This window comes from Glycomyces halotolerans (genome assembly GCF_054779575.1).
On sequence record NZ_BAAGXZ010000068.1, the window covers coordinates 1 to 582 of the forward strand.

The 582-nt window shown below is 42.6% G+C and carries 1 protein-coding gene; it reads left to right on the forward strand.

All coding sequences use genetic code 11. From position 1 onward, the window contains the following. Positions 1 to 582 (forward strand): HAD-IC family P-type ATPase (locus tag ACYVL2_RS20070; protein WP_460546572.1); only part of this gene is annotated, 582 nt, incomplete at both ends.

A 582-nucleotide genomic window follows, 5' to 3' on the forward strand; every position in this document is an offset into this window, starting at 1 on the left:
CGTTGTTTATGTGAAGCCAGGCGAAAAAATTCCAGTAGACGGTGAGGTAATAGAAGGACAATCTGCAATTGATGAGTCCATGCTAACAGGAGAAAGTATTCCGGTTGAAAAATCGATTGGTGATGATGTGACGGGAGCCACAGTGAACAAAAATGGCTTTTTAAAAGTAAAAGCAACAAAAGTGGGAAAAGAAACAGCGCTTGCACAAATTATAAGAGTTGTGGAAAGCGCACAAGGTTCTAAAGCCCCTATTCAACGCGTGGCTGACCGTATTTCAGGTATTTTTGTTCCCATTGTTGTAGCAATAGCAATCGTTACGTTTTTTGTTTGGTATATGGTGCTTGATCCTAGTGACTTTGCTTCAGCGCTTGAAAAAATGATTGCTGTACTTGTAATTGCCTGCCCTTGTGCATTAGGTCTAGCTACCCCAACGTCAATTATGGCAGGATCAGGTCGAGCAGCCGAGCTAGGTGTTTTATTTAAAGGCGGTGAGCATCTAGAAGCAGCTCATGAAGTAGATACCATCGTGTTAGACAAAACTGGTACCGTGACAAAAGGTGAGCCAGAAGTAACGGATGTTGT